This window comes from Arthrobacter sp. MMS24-S77, assembly GCF_054888235.1.
In genome coordinates, this window is record NZ_JBTZRN010000001.1 from 3,826,442 (window position 1) to 3,843,666 (window position 17,225).

Sequence of the window (17,225 nt, forward strand, 5' to 3'; positions counted from 1 at the left end):
TTGTCAGCTCAAAACGCTAAGGTGGGTTCCGGAAAAGCTCTTTGCGGAACCCCGTGAGGCGCCGCAGCCCAACGCCGTGCAAGCTTGGCGTGAGTGGGTCGGGCGGCCCGCCACAGGACCCGCGCAGCAGAGATCGATGAATGATGAGGTTCACATGTCCCAGGACGCCAATGGATCGACGACCACCGCTGCACCCGCACCTGACGGGACAGGCAACGGCGATGCCCTCGAAAACCTTCTCCACGAGAACCGGAAATTCGCGCCCACCGCGGAATTTGCCGCCAACGCAGTAGTCGGCGCCGAAGCCTACGCGGAAGCAAATGCGGACCTCCCCGCGTTCTGGGCCAGGCAAGCCCGCGAGCTCCTGGACTGGGACACGGACTTCGGCCAGGCCCTGGACTGGTCCGACCCGCCGTTCGCCAAGTGGTTCGTCGGCGGCAAGGTCAACGCGGCCTACAACGCCTTGGACCGGCACGTCGAGAACGGGCTCGGGGACCGTGTGGCGATCCATTTCGAGGGCGAACCCGGCGATACGCGCTCCTACACCTACGCGCAGCTGACCGAGGAGGTCAAGAAGGCAGCGAACGCCTTCGAGTCCCTCGGCGTGGCGAAGGGCGACCGCGTGGCCGTGTACCTGCCCATGATCCCCGAGGCCGTGATCACGATGCTGGCCTGCGCCCGGATCGGCGCCGTGCACTCCGTGGTATTCGGCGGCTTCTCGGCCGACGCCCTGCGCTCCCGGATCGATGACGCCGAGGCAAAGCTTGTGGTCACCGCGGACGGCACCTACCGGCGCGGCAAGCCCAGCCCGCTCAAGCCCGCCGTGGACCAGGCCCTGTCCAAAGAGGGACATTCGGTCCGGAACGTCGTGGTGGTCAAGCGCAACGGCGAACCCGTGGACTGGGTCCAGGGCCGGGACCAGTGGTGGGACGACACCGTCGGCGCCGCCTCAGCCGAGCACACCGCCGTCGGGCATGACGCCGAACACCCGCTGTTCATCCTGTACACCTCCGGGACCACGGGCAAGCCCAAGGGCATCCTGCACACCACCGGCGGCTACCTCACCCAGACCGCCTACACCCACAAGGCGGTCTTCGACCTGCACCCGGAGACGGATGTGTTCTGGTGCACCGCCGACGTCGGATGGGTCACCGGCCACTCCTACGTCACCTACGCACCCCTGGTCAACGGCGCCACCCAGGTCATGTACGAAGGCACCCCGGATTCCCCGCACCAGGGCCGCTGGTGGGAAATCGTGGAGAAGTACAAGGTCTCCATCCTCTACACGGCACCCACGGCGATCCGGACGTTCATGAAGTGGGGCCGGGAGATCCCGGCCCGGTACGATCTGTCCTCGATCCGGGTCCTCGGTTCGGTGGGTGAGCCCATCAACCCCGAGGCCTGGATGTGGTACCGGGACGTCATCGGCTCCAACGCCGGCAAGAACGGCGAGAAGAAGGAAAATCCGGCCCCCATCGTGGACACGTGGTGGCAGACCGAGACCGGCGCCCAGATGATCGCGCCCCTGCCCGGGGTCACCGCGACCAAGCCGGGCTCGGCGCAGGTCCCGCTGCCGGGCATCGCGATCGACGTCGTGGACGAGGCCGGCGAGTCCGTCCCGGACGGGCACGGCGGCTACCTCGTGGTCCGCGAACCCTGGCCCGCGATGCTCCGCGGCATCTGGGGAGACCCCGAACGGTTCAAGGACACCTATTGGTCCCGCTTCGAAGGCATGTACTTCGCCGGCGACGGCGCCAAAAAGGACGAAGACGGCGATATCTGGCTGCTGGGCCGGGTGGATGACGTCATGAACGTCTCCGGGCACCGGCTCTCGACCACCGAAATCGAATCCGCCCTCGTCTCCCACCCCGCCGTCGCCGAGGCCGCCGTCGTCGGGGCCGCCGACGAGACCACCGGCCAATCCGTGGTCGCGTTCGTGATCCTGCGCGGGGACGCCGTCAACGACGGCGACTCCACCGTCCTGGAACTGCGCAACCACGTCGGCAAGGAAATCGGCCCCATCGCCAAACCCAAGCACATCCTCGTGGTCCCCGAACTGCCCAAAACCCGCTCCGGGAAAATCATGCGCCGCCTCCTCAAGGACGTCGCCGAAGGCCGCGAAGTAGGCGACGCCACCACCCTCTCCGACCCCACCATCATGGCCCAGATCGCGGAGTCGCTGAAGAAGTAGGCACTCGGCAAGCCACACAAGGCGCCAAGCCACTACGCAAGGGCGGCGGTCCTCTCCCTGAGGAACGCCGCCTTTGTCATGAAACCCGCCGTCGCAAGAATGTTATATTTAGTTCTTTCATGTTCTCTTTTGAGCGGTTATAGTCGAGTTCTACGTGAGATAACTCACAAGCACCACGCTTTTCAAGGGAGAGAACATGGCAGCGAATCTTGACCCGTTCCAGTCGGCCCACAACGCTGGGCCTGGACGCCGCACCATCCTGAAAACGCTCGGTATCGGTGCCGCCGGCCTCGCGGGCATCCCGCTGCTGGCTGCTTGCACCGGCGGCTCCGGCCCCGCTCCGGGAGCCTCATCGAACAGCCTCACCTTCGGCTCAGGTTCTTCGGACGATGTGCCCAAGAACGCATACAAAGCCGTCACCGATGCCTTCACCAAGAAGACCGGCATCACCGTGGCCACCAACGTTGTTCCGCACAACGACTTCCAGAACAAGATCAACTCCTACCTCCAGGGCAGTCCGGACGATGCTTTCACCTGGTTCGCCGGCTACCGCATGCAGTACTACGCGGGCAAGGGACTCTTGGCTCCTGTGGATGACGTCTGGGAAAAGATCGGCAGCAACTTCTCCGACGCCATGAAGAAGGCCTCCACCGGGCCGGACGGCAAGATGTACCTGGTCCCCAACTACAACTACCCTTGGGGCTTCTTCTACCGGAAGAGTTTCTGGGCCGAAAAGGGCTACACCGCACCAAAGACATTCGACGAACTGAAGACCCTGGCCGCCAAGATGAAGTCCGACGGCATCATCCCCATCGGCTTCGCGGACAAAGACGGCTGGCCCGCCATGGGCACGTTCGACTACATCAACATGCGCCTCAACGGCTACCAATTCCACCTGGACCTGACAGCCCACAAGGAAAGCTGGGACCAGAAGAAGGTCAGCGACGTCTTCGACACCTGGAAGGCCCTCTTGCCGTTCCAAGACCCTAACGCCCTCGGCCAGACGTGGCAGGATGCGGCCAAGGCCCTCGAAGCCAAGAAGACTGGCATGTACCTGTTGGGCTCGTTCGTCACCCAGCAGTTCACCGATCCCACGGTGCTGGCGGACATCGACTTCTTCCCGTTCCCGGAAATCGCCGTGGAAGGCACCGACGCGGTCGAGGCCCCCATCGACGGCCTGCTCCTTTCCAAGAAGGGTGGCGACAACAAGGCAGCCCACGATTTCCTCGCCTTCATGGGATCTGCCGAGGGCCAGAACGCCTACGCAGCCGTGGACACCTCCAACATCGCCACCGTCAAGGGCGCCGACACATCAAAGTTCACCGCGCTGAACAAGAAGTGCGCGGACACCATCGCCAACGCCAAGTACATCAGCCAGTTCCTGGACCGCGATGCCCTCCCCGCCATGGCCAACAACGTGATGATCCCCGCGCTGCAGTCCTTCATCAAGGACGGCACGGTGGACGTCAAGAACCTGGAAGCGCAGGCCAAGACCCTTTACGCCGCCCAGTAGTTGCCGTGACAGGAACGACGACGGCGGTTCCGCCCGCCGTCGTCGGGCCACCTTTTGCAAACTGAAGGAATCCCCATGAGTACTACCGCCGAAAAACCGGCAGCACCGGACAGCGAGCCCGGCGCTGCCGGGCGAACCACGGCCGGCAAGGGTCACCCCGGCCCCGGCAGGCGACCGGGTAAGGCAGGCAAAGTCCGCCGCCTCACCCGGCGTGACAAGTTGGTCCTCGCGATCATGGTGGGTCTGCCTACCCTGATCCAACTGCTGCTGGTCTGGCTGCCCACGCTCTTCTCCATCGTGCTGAGCTTCACCCGCTGGAACGGCCTGGACCTGAAGGACATCAAGGCAGCCGGAACGGATAACTACCGCTTCGTGGTCCAGGACTATCCCCCGTTCTGGCCAGCGATGCAGCACAACATTCTGTGGCTCGCGTTCCTCGCCCTCATCGCGACACCCCTCGGCCTGCTGCTGGCCGTGCTTCTGGACCAGAAGATCCGCGGCAGCAAGATCTACCAAAGCATCTTTTTCACGCCCGTCATGCTGTCCCTGGCCCTCATCGGCGTGATCTGGCAACTGTTCTATAACCGCGACAGCGGCTTGCTTAACTACCTGCTCGGGACGGCCGGCACTCCGCGGGCCGTGGACTGGTTCGGCGACTCCAACGTCAATATCTGGGCGGCAATGGTTGCCGCTACGTGGCGCCACGCCGGCTACGTCATGCTCCTGTACCTGGCCGGGCTCAAGGGTGTGGACCCGTCCCTGCGGGAGGCTGCGTCGATTGACGGCGCCAACGCCGTGCAGACGTTCTTCCGCGTCGTCTTCCCGGCCATGCGGCCCGTGAACATCGTGATCGTGGTGATCACCATCATCGAGTCGCTGCGTGCCTTCGACATCGTGTACATCATCAACCGGGGAACCAACGGCCTTGAACTGATCAGCGCCCTCGTGATCCAGAACCTCGTCGGTGAAGGCCAGGTCATCGGCGTCGGCTCGGCCCTAGCGGTCATCCTCCTGGTCATTTCGCTGATCCCCATCGTCTTCTACCTCATCCGCACCTTCGGCAAGGAGAGCAAGGCATGAGCACTCTCGCCAACCCCATCCCGAGCACAGCAGGAGCCGCGGCCGTATCCCGGAACTCCGGCAAGCGCCACTACGGGACCCATATCTTCCTGACCGTCATGGCCGTGATGTGGCTGATACCTCTGGGCTGGTCCCTGTACACCGCACTGCGGCCCAAAGCCGACACGGACAAGTTCGGCTACTTCAGTTTTGGCGGCAGCTTCAACTTCGACAACTTCATCCAGGCTTGGACCCAAGGCGGGTTCTCGAAGTATCTCTTGAACTCCGTGCTCATCACCGCCCCCGCGGTGCTATTGACGCTGTTCTTTGCCTCGATGATGGCTTTCGCCGTCTCCAGGGTGAACTGGAAATTCAACATCACGCTGCTGATCATGTTCACGGCGGGCAACCTCCTGCCACCGCAAGTCCTCGCAGCGCCGTTGTTCGAAATGTTCAAGCACCTCTCGCTCCCGTACTCCTTCAGCGATTCCGGCAACCTGCTCAATACCTACATTTCCGTGATCGCCGTGGACACGGCCTTCCAAATCGGCTTCTGCACCTTCGTGCTTTCCAACTACATGAAGGCCCTCTCGTCCGACCTCACGGAGGCCGCGCTGGTGGACGGGGCAGGAATCTGGCGGCAGTACTGGAACATCATCCTGCCGCTTTGCCGGCCCGCCCTCGCGGCGCTGGGCACGCTGGAAGTCATCTTCATCTATAACGATTTCTTCTGGCCGTTGCTCTTCATCCAAAGCGGCGACCGTTTGCCCATCACCACCGCCATCAACAACCTCCAGGGCCAGTTCCTCAGCAATTACAACCTGATTGCCGCGGGCGCCATGATCACCCTGATACCCACCCTGATCATCTACCTCGCGCTGCAGCGCCAATTCGTAGCCGGCCTCACGCTCGGTTCCAGCAAAGGATAAAAACGCATGGCCATGGATTACATCGTTGACAAGCTGGGCGGCCGGATCGCCTTCGGCGGGGACTACAACCCCGAGCAATGGCCCGAAGAGCTCTGGAAACACGACGTCGCCCTCATGAAGGAAGCCGGGGTGAACCTGGTGAGCGTCGGGATCTTCAGCTGGGCCTTGCTTGAGCCCGAGGAAGGCCGTTACGAGTTCGGCTGGCTGGACAGGGTCCTTGAGTTGCTCCACGCCAACGGCATCAGCGTGGACCTCGCCAATGCGAGTGCCTCTCCCCCGCCGTGGTTCAGCCGCAAGTACCCCGATTCGCTCCCGGTGGATGCCGACGGCGTCCGGCAAAGTTACGGTTCGCGCCAGGCCTTCGCGGCGTGCTCGCCGGACTATCGCCGGGCGGCAGCAGCCCTGACGACGGCGATCGTGCAGCGCTACGCGGGGCACCCCGCCGTCGTGATGTGGCATGTCCACAACGAATACGGCTGCCACAACCAACCGGACTTCGGTCCCCATGCGGAGCGTGGCTTCCAGGAGTGGCTCCGGGACAGGTACGGCAGCCTGGACGCGCTCAACGAGGCGTGGGGCACGGCGTTCTGGTCACAGCACTACTACGACTGGGCCGAGATCCTGCCGCCGCGCCGCTCGGGAACCTGGGTGAACCCCACCCAGCAACTGGATTTCGCGCGGTTCTCCTCCGATGCGCTCCTCGAGTGCTTCACTGCCGAGGCGGACATTATCAGGGCCTATTCGAAGCATCCGGTGACCACGAATTTCATGGGCTTCAACATGGGCCTGAACGCCCCCGTGGATTATTGGCGCTGGTCCGGGCACATGGACGTCGTCTCCAACGACCACTATCTGATTGCCGCCGACGAACGGAACTTCCAGGATCTGGCCATGACGGCGGACCTCACCCGCGGCTGGGCGCAGGGCAAACCGTGGCTCTTGATGGAACATTCCACCTCGGCAGTCAACTGGCAACCCCGAAACGTGGCTAAAGTGCCCGGTGAAATGCTGCGCAACTCCCTGCAACACGTGGCCCGCGGAACCGATGGCGTGTTGTTCTTCCAATGGCGCGCCTCGCGGGCCGGGGCCGAAAAGTACCATTCCGGATTGGTCCCGCACGCTGGCCGCGACAGCAAGGTATGGCGCGAAGTGGTGGAACTGGGCCGCGCGCTCGAGAGTATTTCGGAAGTGGCCGGTTCCACGGTCCAGGCCGAGGCCTGCATCATCCACGATACCGACGCCCGCTGGGGCACCGAACTGGACTCGCACCCCAGCGAGGACGCCCGGAACGTCCCCGAAACGCGGCGTTGGCACGATGCCCTCTTCCGGGCCGGCGTCACCACGGACATCCGGAGAAGCACGGACGACCTCTCCGGCTACAAACTGGTGATCGCGCCTATGCTGTACCTCGTCACAGATGAGGGCGCGGCAAGGCTCCACGAGTACGTCGAAGCCGGTGGAACCCTCGTAATCACCTATTTCTCCGGAATCGTTGACGAGAACGACCACATCCGGATGGACCCGGTCAACGGCGGCGGATATCCCGGGGCGTTCTCCGAACTGCTGGGCGTGAGCATGGAGGAATTCTTCCCGCTGCGTTCCGGAGACACTGTGGGCTTGAGCCAGTTCGGCTCCGGGACGCTGTGGAGCGAGCTGGGGAAGGCGACCGGCGCTGAGGTTCTCGCCACGTTCGACGGCGGCGCAGGCCCAGGTGGCATAGGCAGCCGGGGCGGGTCCGGCGTCGGTGGCTCTCCGGCAGTGACCCGCAGAGCGGGAGCGAGCGGACGCGGCGCCGCCTATTACGTCGCCACCAGCCTGGGCCCCACGGGGCTGGCCGAACTGGTCCAGCTCCTCTGCTCAGACGCCGGGGTGGAGCCGGTCCTGGGCGTTCAGCCGCCGGAGGACGTGGAAATCGTCCGCAGGAGCAACGGAACCACGGACTGGACCTTCGTCATCAACCACAGCGCCCGCGACGTGGACGTGCCGCTCGACGGCGTCGAGCTCCTGAGCGGAACCGCAACCGGAGGTACGCTAAACCTTACTGCCGGAGGCGTCGCCGTCGTCGCCACTCCCGCCTAACCACCTGCCGTCCTTCCAGAAAGGCTCCGATGCTTCAGGCAGCGCGCCACACCGCCATCGTCGACGCCGTCCAGCGCGAACGGGTTGTCCGTGTCTCGGATCTCGCTCAACAACTGGGCGTCTCCGCCATGACCGTTCGGCGCGACATCGAGTCGCTTGAGGAATCAGGGCTCGTCGAGCGCATCCATGGCGGTGCCAAGATACCCGGCGATGCACGGACCCACGAGCCAGGCTTCGAACTGAAGTCCACCCAGCTGATCGATGAAAAGCACGCGATCGCGGTCGAGGCCGCCACCCTCGTCCACGAAGGCATGGCCGTAGGCCTGAGCGCCGGAACCACCACCTACGAGCTCGCCAAGGAACTCCTGGGCGGCCCAAAGATCACGGTGGTGACGAACTCCATCAGGATCGCGGATCTGTTCCACAATGCCTTGGGTTCGCGCGAGCGTTTCCCGGTCATCGTCACGGGTGGCGAGCGGACGCCGTCGGACGCCTTGGTGGGCCCCATTGCCACGGCTGCCCTGAAGCAGCTGCACCTCGATACGCTGTTCATGGGCGTCCACGGCATGGACGCAGATGCCGGATTCACTACCCCGAACCTGCAGGAAGCTGAAACAAACCGGGCGTTCATCAGTGCGGCGCGCAACGTGGTGGTCTTGGCGGACCACAGCAAGTGGGGAACCGTGGGCATCGCCTCGATTGCACAACTGGAAGAGGCCGACGTACTCGTGACGGATTCGCATCTCGGCGAGGATGCCCGGCGCATCCTCGCCGAGGGCGTCGGGAAGCTCAGGATCGCGACGCCCTGAGCGGAACCGGCTACGGGCACCCGCACGATTGCCGGATGCGAAGCTGGGTCGGGAAGAGTCTGTGCTGCGGAGGTTCGTTGCGGTTCTCACCCACCAGGGCGGACACTGCTGCCTCTGCCATCTCCCACACGGGCTGCTCCACGGTGGTCAGCGCCGGCCAGCTGTACTCGGCCTCAACCGAGCCGTCAAATGACGCGACGGCGATATCCTCCGGAACGGATAGACCTGCCTCACGGATTGCCCGCAAAACCCCGACTGCCTGCATATCGGAGCTGGCGAAGATCGCCGTCGGACGGTTGTCCGAGGCGAGTAGTCGCTGACCGGCCGCATAGCCGCCGGGGCGGTCGAAACCGTCGCGGGCAAGTGGCCCAGAAGGCAGTCCCGCGGCTTCCAGAGCCCGCAACCACCCCTCTTCCCGTCCGTCCGTCACGTTGTCCGCCGTAATGCCCATGGCAAGGCCGATGTTCCTGTGACCGTGGCTGATCAGATGTTCCACGGCCAAGCGGGCGCCGGCTTCAAGATCCACGCCCACGCTGTTGAAGCCTGGGGCGATCGCGGCGTGGTTGAGAAGGACCGAGGGGATTTCGGCCGCAACAAGCTCCACCAGGTCGGGTTCAAACATGACGCTGGCCAGGACTACGCCATCAACTTGCCGGGCGGCGAGGTTGCGGATGTGGCGGCGCTCGGAGTCCAGTTTGTTGTCTGAGTTCGTCAGCAACAGGGCATATCCGCGCTCGGCAGCAGCCACTTCCACCGCGTGTCCCAGCAGTGCCCAAAACGGGTTGCTGGAGTCCGGAATCACCAGGCCCAGGGTTTGGTTGGACCCCATTTTGAGCGCACGCGCGGTGGCGTTCGGCCGGTACCCCAAGATCCGAATGGCGTCCTGCACCTTGGCTTCAGTAGCCGGCGCCACCTTCTTGGGGCCACCGTTCACCACATAGCTCACGACGGCGGTGCTCACCCCGGCGTACCGGGCCACGTCTTTGCGCGTCACAGGTCCGCGCGGGGTGTGCACTGCCGAAGATGTCATGGTGATCATGCTAGCTACAAAGCTTCGGGGGCATCTCCGAAGTCGCGGATGGGGAGCCGCTCGCCACCACGGAGGGCCGATTCGTGTGCCACGACGCCCGGAAGCGTGAAGCGGGCTGCCACCCAGGCGTTGACCGGCGGGAGGCTTCCTTTGTTCACGGCTGTGACGAAATCGTCCACCAGGAACTGGTGGCTGCCTTCGTGCCCGGTGGGGGCGCCTTCGAATTCCGCAGGCAGGCGGCCGGCGTCGTGCACCGGAGCGAGGCCGGAGATGAAGGCACCGCGAAGCTCCGGGGCGACGTCGGCCAGAGAGGGGTCGTCGGCCGACATGCTCGGCTTGGTCTCCACTTGCTCAGAGACGTCCAGCACGCCTTCCTTGTCCTGCCACAGCGTGGTGGTGGCCAGCTGCTCAAAGCTGGCCTCCGTGCCGAAGAAACGGAACCGGGACTCGCGGATGTGCGAGGGATAGCCCACGCGGCGCATCTCGTTGGTCCGCATCGCACCGCCGTCGTTCATTTCGAAGAGCGCCGTGGCGTTGGAGAAGTCGTTGTCGAACATGCTGACTTCCTTGTCGAAGACGCCGTCGCCACGATCGTCCTTGACGCCAATGCAGCTGACGCTCACGGCATGTCCAGGCACGGCACCCAGGACACCGCCGATGGCGTGCGTGGGGTACAGCATGGGCGGGTAGCTGGCGGTTGCCTTCCAGTTTTCGCCGCCGCTGTACTGGTAGGCCTCGTAGAAGCCCAAGTCCATGTCGTGGACGTAGTCACCTTCCGTGTAGAAGATGCGGCCGAACTTGCCAGCGGCGTGCTGCTTGCGCGCGTAGACCGTGGCGGGGTTGTAGTAGCTGGTCTCCCCCATGGCGTAGACAAGCTTGGTCTCACGCACGGCGGCGATGATCCCGGCGATCTGGTCCTCCGAGATTGCCATGGGAACAGCGGAGTAGACATGCTTCCCGGCACGGAGCGCCTTGATCACCAATGGACCGTGTGTCCAGCGCTGCGTGAAGATGGCGACCGCGTCGACGTCGGAGGCCAGCAACTCATCGAAGCTGTCCATTGTTCCGTCGAGGCCCAATTGCTCAACGGCCCTGGCTGCCCGCTCGGGGAGCTCATCCACCGCGTAGACCGCGGAAACCCCGGGGTGGAGTTTGAAGAGGTGGGCAAATTGGCCGCCAAACTGGCCAAGTCCTACTACTCCCATTGAAAACGTCATTGTTAGCCCTTCGATGTGTGTGGGTGGATTCAGGGTGCTCTCGCCGGAACGGATATCTCCGACGGGTGGCTCAGGCCAGTGAATCACTACGATCTACTCGAGTCAACAAAACGCAATAAATCCAAAATAATCGAACAAAATCTAACAAAACCTCTTGACCCTCCCTGATCTACTCGTGTAGATTTCATCCAGTTGTAACCCACATCACAGTCAGGAAAGGGTCGAAGATGACCACCCTTGCCAAACAAGCGGAGCCCGCCGCACCACCCCAATCGGGCAAACCGTCCAGGTTCAGCATTCGCCGGATCGGGGACCTGAAGATCGCACTTCTGTTTATCTTCCCGGCGTTGATCGGCTTTGTAGTTTTCTTCCTGATCCCCACCATCCGGGGCATCTACCTCAGCTTCACCGAGTACAGCATCCTGGGTGATCCCACCTGGATCGGCATCAAGAACTACACGGCGATCTTCAGCGACGATCTGTTCTGGAACGCCATGGCCGTCACGGTCCAGTACGTCGCGCTGAACATCGGATTCCAGACCGTCATCGCCATCGGACTCGCGCTGCTCATGCACCGCGTGGCCAAATCGACGTTTATCCGCGGCGCGCTCTTGCTCCCGTTCTTGGTGGCCAACGTGATCGTGGCTCTGCTTTGGTTCTGGATGCTCGACTACCAGCTGGGTATCGTCAACGAGATCATCAATTGGTTGGGCCTTCCCCGCATCGCATTCTTCGGGAGCGAACAGTGGGCCATTCCCACCATCGCCTTCGTCAATGTCTGGCGGCACATGGGCTACACCGCGCTGCTGATCTTCGCCGGCCTGCAGTCCATCCCCAACCACGTCTACGAGGTGTCCAACCTTGACGGAGCCTCCCCCACCCGGACGTTCTGGAGCATCACCATGCCGCTCCTTCGCCCCGTGCTGGTGCTGGTCCTGGTGGTCACCGTCATCGGTTCGTTCCAGGTCTTCGACACGGTCGCCGTGACCACCGGCGGTGGACCGGTCAACGCCTCCCGCGTCATCCAGATGTACATCTACCAGAAGGCCTTCGGCGAGTCCGACTTTGGCTACGCGTCGGCGCTGTCCGTGATTCTCTTCATCATTCTCGCCCTGGTGGCCTTCATCCAGATGAAGTTCCTCAAAGGCAACGAGACGGACCTGGACTAAGGAAACCCCGCCATGAGTACCTCCACCAATTCCCGCCGCACCCGCGAGTCCGCTACCGCCGTCGTCGGCTCCTTGCAGTCGCGTCGCACGAAACCCGTCAACTGGCGCCGTACCGGCGCTTGGGTCCTCGTGGTGATCGCCGTCGTCGTCACGATCGCCCCCTTCCTCTGGATGCTGCGGACGGCACTGTCCAGCAATCATTCGCTGGCCTCCAATGCCGGCAATCTCCTTCCTGCAGATTTCAGCTGGGGCGCCTTCCAACGCGTCCTGGGGCTCCAAAGCCCCGAGCAGGCAATTGCCGAGGGCGGTTCCGGCGCCGCCATCAACTTCTGGCTGTACCTGCGCAACTCGATTGTTTTCGCCACGATGACCACGGCAGGCCAAGTGTTCTTCAGTGCGATGGCCGCCTACGCTTTTTCCCGACTGCGCTGGCCGGGAAGGAACAAGGTCTTCGCGATCTTCCTGGCCACCATGATGGTCCCGCCGATCTTCACGGCCCTGCCCAACTTCCTGATGATCAAGAACCTCGGCCTGCTCAATACCTTCGCCGGCCTGGCACTGCCCTACATGTTCATGACACCTTTCGCCATCTTCTTCCTGCGCCAGTTCTTCCTGAGCATGTCCCGTGAAGTGGAAGAGGCAGCCATGCTCGACGGCGCCAAGCACCTCCGGATCTTCTTCCAGATAGTGATCCCCAACGCCGCAGCTCCGCTCGCCACCCTGGCGCTGCTGACCTTCATCGGTCAGTGGAACGAGTATTTCTGGCCGCTCCTGGTGGGCCAGGACGAGAACGTCCGCGTCCTCACTGTGGGCCTGGGTGTCTTCAAGTCCCAATCCCCGCAAGGCGCACCGGACTGGAGCGGGCTCATGGCCGCCACGCTCGTGGCAGCGCTGCCGGTCCTGCTCCTCTTCATCGCCTTCGGCAAGAAGGTAGTCAACTCCATCGGCTTCTCCGGCATCAAGTAGTTCTCCCTCCCCAACCAACACCCCGCTCTATCGCAACCCCCGAAAGGTCCACCATGAAGAAATCCACTGGCACCGTCGCAGCTGCCGTCGCCGTCGCTGCGGCCGTCGCGCTATCGCTCTCGGCTTGTGGCGGCTCAGCACCCGCCTCCAGCACGGCCAAGGGCGAAATCAACTACTGGCTGTGGGATTCCAACCAGTTGCCCGCCTACCAGCAGTGCGCGGACGACTTCACGAAGGCCAACCCGGATATCAAGATCAAGATCACCCAGCGCGGCTGGGACGACTACTGGACCACGCTGACCAACGGATTTGTGTCCGGCACTGCTCCGGACGTCTTCACGGACCACCTGTCCAAGTACCCGGAGTTCGCCTCCAAGAAGCAACTTCTGGCCCTCGACGACGCCGTGGCCAAGGATGGCGTCAAGCTGGACAGCTACAACAAGGGCTTGGCCGATCTCTGGGTGGGCCAGGACGGCAAGCGCTACGGCCTTCCCAAGGACTGGGACACCATCAGCCTCTTCTACAACAAGGCCATGACCGATTCCGCCGGCATCTCGGCCGAGCAGATGGCCAAGCTGGACTGGAATCCCAAGGACGGTGGCAGCTACGAAAAGACCATCGCCCACCTGACCGTGGACAAGAACGGCAAGCGTGGAGACGAAGCCGGCTTCGACAAGAACAACGTTGCCGTCTACGGCCTGGGCCTGGAGTCCTCCGGTTCCGGACAGGGCCAGACCCAGTGGAGCTTCCTCGCAGCCACCACCGGCTGGACCGCCACGGACAAGAACCCGTGGGCCAGCAAGTTCAACTACGACGACCCCAAGTTCCAGGAGACCATCGCCTGGTGGGCCGGACTCGCGGACAAGGGCTACATGCCCAAACTTGAAACGACAGTAGGGGCCAGTGTGTCGGACAACTTCGGCGCCGGCAAGGCCGCAATCAATACCAGCGGCTCGTGGATGATCGGCCAATACACCAGCTACAAGGGCATCAAAACTGCCATCGCCCCCACCCCGGTGGGCCCCAGCGGCAAGCGCGCGTCCATGTTCAACGGCCTTGCGGACTCCATCTGGGCCGGCACCAAGAACCCCGCAGCAGCCACCAAGTGGGTTGAATACCTCGGTTCCTCGGCCTGCCAGGACGTCGTTGCCAACAAGGCAGTGGTCTTCCCCGCTATCTCCACCTCCTCGGACTTGGCCGCGAAGGCTTTCGCGGCGAAGGGTGTAGACGTCTCCGCCTTCACCACCCAAGTCAAGGACAACACCACATTCCTCTTCCCCATCGCGGACAAGGCTGCCAAAGTTGACGGCATCATGAAGCCCGCCATGGACGCAGTGCTCAGCGGCAAGAAGCCTGCCAGCTCCCTGTCCGACGCCAACAACCAGGTCAACAACCTCTTCAAGTAACACCAGCCAGGAACCAGTCCGGGCGCCGCCGCTTCACTCCCTTGACGGCGGCGCCCGGACTCCCACTCCCCCATAACGCAACTCAACAACTCCCGAAAGTGAACCGCTCATGGACCCGCTCCACCTCCGTTCCACCGGCACAAGCCTGGTGGTCAGCTTCAACAGCGGAGAGGCCGAGGTCATCCATTGGGGCGCCGACCTCGGCAGCATGCTCCCGGACCTCGCCATCCTGGGCGAACCCATCCCGCACTCCGCCGTCGACGCCACCGTGCCGGCAGCGCTTCTCCCGCAAGGCTCCTCTGCCTGGCAGGGCCGTCCGGGCCTGCGCGGCCACAGAATCGCCGACGGCGTCCCCGGCCTGGACTTTTCGGTCCGGCTCCGCGTGGTGGACGTCCACGCTGAAGGCAGCTCCGCCGTCGCGTCTGCAGCGATCGTCCAAAAGGATCCCGACGCCGGAATCACCGTGACGTCCGCCCTGACGCTTCACCCCGGCGGACTCCTTGAGCTTCGCCACACGGCCGTCAACGACGGCACATCCCCCTTCCAGCTCGACGAGCTCGCCACCGTCCTCCCGGTGGGGCCGGACGCAGTCGAGCTCCTCGACCTCACCGGACGCTGGTGCCGCGAGCGACACCCCCAGCGCCGCGCCGTCCAGCAAGGCACGTGGGTACGCACGGGACGCCACGGCCGGACGGGGCACGATTCCTCGCTGCTCTTCGCGGCGGGAACCGCCGGATTCGGCAATCGCCACGGGAAGGTCTGGGCCACCCACTTGGCGTGGAGCGGCAACCACGAACAGTTCGCCGACACCGTGGCAGACGGCCGCACCATGATCGGCGGCTCGGAGCTCCTGGGACCGGCAGAAGTGGTCCTCCAGCCGGGCGAAAGCTACACCACCCCCACCCTGTTTGCCGCCTACTCTGATCGCGGCCTGGATGGCATCAGCGAAGCCTTCTACAGCTGGTTCCGGTCCCGTCCTCATCACGTCCTCCCCGCGGCTTCCACTGGACTCCCCGCCGGCAAGCCCCGCCCCGTGGTCCTGAACACCTGGGAAGCGGTGTACTTCGACCACAAGCTGGACACCTTGATCGAGCTCGCGGAATCCGCTGCCGAGCTCGGCGTTGAGCGCTTCGTGCTCGACGACGGCTGGTTCCGCGGCCGCCGCGACGATCACTCCGGCTTGGGCGACTGGTACGTCGACGAAACGCTCTGGCCGGATGGACTGACGCCGCTGATCGAAGCCGTCAATTCCCACGGCATGGAGTTCGGGCTCTGGGTGGAACCGGAAATGATCAACCTGGATTCCGATGTTGCCCGGGCACATCCGGATTGGGTGGTGGGTCCTGCCGCACTGTCCCACAAGGACGGCGGCCGTCTGCCCCTGGAATGGCGCCACCAGCACATTATCGACCTCGTGAACCCCGCTGCCTGGCAGTATGTCTTCGACCGGATCGACGCCCTGCTGCGGGAAAACAACATCAGCTACCTCAAGTGGGACCAGAACCGGGACCTGTTGGAGCACGGCCACGCAGGCCGCGCCTCCGTCCACGAGCAGACCCTGGCCGCCTACCGGCTGTTCGACGAGCTCCGCAAGGCCCACCCCGGCGTCGAAATCGAAAGCTGTTCCTCTGGCGGCGCCCGGGTGGACCTCGGCATCCTCGAGCGAACCGACCGGATCTGGGGATCGGACTGCAACGACGCCCTCGAGAGGCAGACCATCCAGCGGTGGACCGGCGTCGTGGTTCCCCCGGAACTCGTGGGCGGGCACATCGGCCCCACCACCTCGCACACCACGGCCCGCACGCATGATCTCTCCTTCCGCGCGATCACCGCGCTGTTTGGGCATTTCGGCATGGAATGGGATGTCCGTCAGGTACAGGGCGCCGAGCGAGAAGAGCTCAAGCGATTCATTGGCCTCTACAAAGAGCACCGGGGGCTCATCCACAGTGGGCGGATGGTCCGTGCGGACCTGCCCGACGAGTCGCTGATGCTGCACGGCGTAGTGGCCGGCGACGCTGCGTCCGCCCTGTTCGCCGTCGTCAGTACCCGCACGTCCTTCGCCGAACAACCCGGCCGGATAGCGATTCCGGGCCTCGACCCCGATCGTTCTTACACGGTGGAAGCCATTTTCCCGGCCCCCAGCGACGCCGACTACGCCCGCACCTTCACCCAGGTGCAGCCACCGGCGTGGCTGCCCTCGGGTGCCAAGGCGAGCGGCCGGTTCCTGGCAGAGGTAGGGCTTCCCATGCCGGTCCTGAACCCGGAGCATGCTCTTTTGCTCCGCATCACCGCGGTATAGGCAACTGCCCGGTGTTTCTTATGCCGCCCGCGGCAGCGTAAGAAACACCGGGCGGGCTCGGCGCACCTATAGATTGGGAGTCATGACTGAAGCTCCCACCGCCACCGAAGCCGGTCGCGGCACCATCCTCGTCCTCAATGGCCCCAACCTGAACCTCCTGGGAACGCGCGAGCCGGAAAAGTACGGCACGTCCACTTTGGCCGACGTCGAACAGCTTGCCATGGCAGCCGCGGAAGCCAACGGCTTCACCGTGGACTGTGTCCAGTCCAACCACGAGGGTGACCTCATTGACGCCATCCACGGCGCGCGCGGAACCGCCGTCGGGATCGTCATCAACGCAGGCGCGTACACGCACACTTCCGTGGCACTCCGCGACGCCCTTGCCGCGGTGCAGCTTCCCGCCGTCGAGGTCCACATCACCAATGTGCACCAGCGCGAGGAATTCCGGCACCACTCCTACCTCTCCCCCGTCTGCTCAGCGGTGATCGTCGGCGCAGGAGTCCAGGGCTACAAGCTGGCCATCGACTACCTCGCCACCGCGGTCTAGACGTGTCGAAC

Annotated in this window: 13 protein-coding genes; 11 read left to right on the plus strand and 2 right to left on the minus strand. The window is 63.9% G+C overall.

Annotated elements, in window-relative coordinates; translation table 11 throughout:
- Positions 1 to 154: 154 nt before the first annotated feature.
- From acs to ACX5I4_RS17620, 6 genes are all read left to right on the plus strand, one after another.
- On the plus strand, positions 155 to 2,191 hold the full coding sequence (gene acs, locus ACX5I4_RS17595; RefSeq protein ID WP_461838766.1) for an acetate--CoA ligase: 2,037 nt from the start codon (positions 155 to 157) through the stop codon (positions 2,189 to 2,191).
- A 196-nt stretch (positions 2,192 to 2,387) separates the two neighbouring features.
- The gene (locus ACX5I4_RS17600) at positions 2,388 to 3,704 is read left to right on the plus strand and encodes an ABC transporter substrate-binding protein (protein ID WP_461837779.1); all 1,317 of its coding nucleotides are present in this window, start codon (positions 2,388 to 2,390) and stop codon (positions 3,702 to 3,704) included.
- Between the two features lie 75 nt (positions 3,705 to 3,779).
- Positions 3,780 to 4,784 carry a carbohydrate ABC transporter permease gene (locus ACX5I4_RS17605; protein ID WP_461837780.1) on the plus strand — a complete coding sequence of 335 codons (1,005 nt, stop codon included), beginning with the start codon at positions 3,780 to 3,782 and terminating at the stop codon, positions 4,782 to 4,784.
- The gene (locus ACX5I4_RS17610) at positions 4,781 to 5,692 is read left to right on the plus strand and encodes a carbohydrate ABC transporter permease (RefSeq protein ID WP_461837781.1); all 912 of its coding nucleotides are present in this window, start codon (positions 4,781 to 4,783) and stop codon (positions 5,690 to 5,692) included. Before ACX5I4_RS17605 ends, ACX5I4_RS17610 begins: the two co-directional genes overlap by 4 nt.
- A gap of 6 nt (positions 5,693 to 5,698) precedes the next feature.
- Positions 5,699 to 7,771, plus strand: coding sequence for a beta-galactosidase (locus ACX5I4_RS17615; protein WP_461837782.1), 2,073 nt, complete (start codon positions 5,699 to 5,701; stop codon positions 7,769 to 7,771).
- A 29-nt stretch (positions 7,772 to 7,800) separates the two neighbouring features.
- Positions 7,801 to 8,580 carry a DeoR/GlpR family DNA-binding transcription regulator gene (locus ACX5I4_RS17620; RefSeq protein WP_461837783.1) on the plus strand — a complete coding sequence of 260 codons (780 nt, stop codon included), beginning with the start codon at positions 7,801 to 7,803 and terminating at the stop codon, positions 8,578 to 8,580.
- A gap of 10 nt (positions 8,581 to 8,590) precedes the next feature.
- On the opposite strand, the gene ACX5I4_RS17625 is transcribed toward ACX5I4_RS17620, so the two are convergent.
- Both ACX5I4_RS17625 and ACX5I4_RS17630 read right to left on the minus strand, forming a co-directional pair.
- A complete protein-coding gene (locus ACX5I4_RS17625) occupies positions 8,591 to 9,610 on the minus strand; it encodes a LacI family DNA-binding transcriptional regulator (protein WP_461837784.1) in 1,020 nt (339 codons plus the stop codon).
- 14 nt (positions 9,611 to 9,624) lie between these two features.
- Complete coding sequence (locus ACX5I4_RS17630) at positions 9,625 to 10,827, minus strand: Gfo/Idh/MocA family protein (protein WP_461837785.1); 1,203 nt, start codon at positions 10,825 to 10,827, stop codon at positions 9,625 to 9,627.
- 227 nt (positions 10,828 to 11,054) lie between these two features.
- On the opposite strand from ACX5I4_RS17630, the gene ACX5I4_RS17635 reads away from it, so the two are divergent.
- The 5 genes from ACX5I4_RS17635 to aroQ all read left to right on the plus strand — a co-directional run bounded on the left by ACX5I4_RS17635 (position 11,055) and on the right by aroQ (position 17,214).
- Entirely contained in the window at positions 11,055 to 11,996 is a 942-nt protein-coding gene (locus ACX5I4_RS17635; protein ID WP_461837786.1) for a carbohydrate ABC transporter permease, read from the plus strand.
- A 12-nt stretch (positions 11,997 to 12,008) separates the two neighbouring features.
- Entirely contained in the window at positions 12,009 to 12,962 is a 954-nt protein-coding gene (locus tag ACX5I4_RS17640; protein WP_461837787.1) for a carbohydrate ABC transporter permease, read from the plus strand.
- Positions 12,963 to 13,015: 53 nt separating this feature from the next.
- Complete coding sequence (locus tag ACX5I4_RS17645; protein WP_461837788.1) at positions 13,016 to 14,368, plus strand: ABC transporter substrate-binding protein; 1,353 nt, start codon at positions 13,016 to 13,018, stop codon at positions 14,366 to 14,368.
- 109 nt (positions 14,369 to 14,477) lie between these two features.
- On the plus strand, positions 14,478 to 16,667 hold the full coding sequence (locus tag ACX5I4_RS17650) for an alpha-galactosidase (RefSeq protein ID WP_461837789.1): 2,190 nt from the start codon (positions 14,478 to 14,480) through the stop codon (positions 16,665 to 16,667).
- A gap of 82 nt (positions 16,668 to 16,749) precedes the next feature.
- Positions 16,750 to 17,214, plus strand: coding sequence for a type II 3-dehydroquinate dehydratase (gene aroQ, locus ACX5I4_RS17655; protein WP_461837790.1), 465 nt, complete (start codon positions 16,750 to 16,752; stop codon positions 17,212 to 17,214).
- Positions 17,215 to 17,225 lie beyond the last annotated feature (11 nt).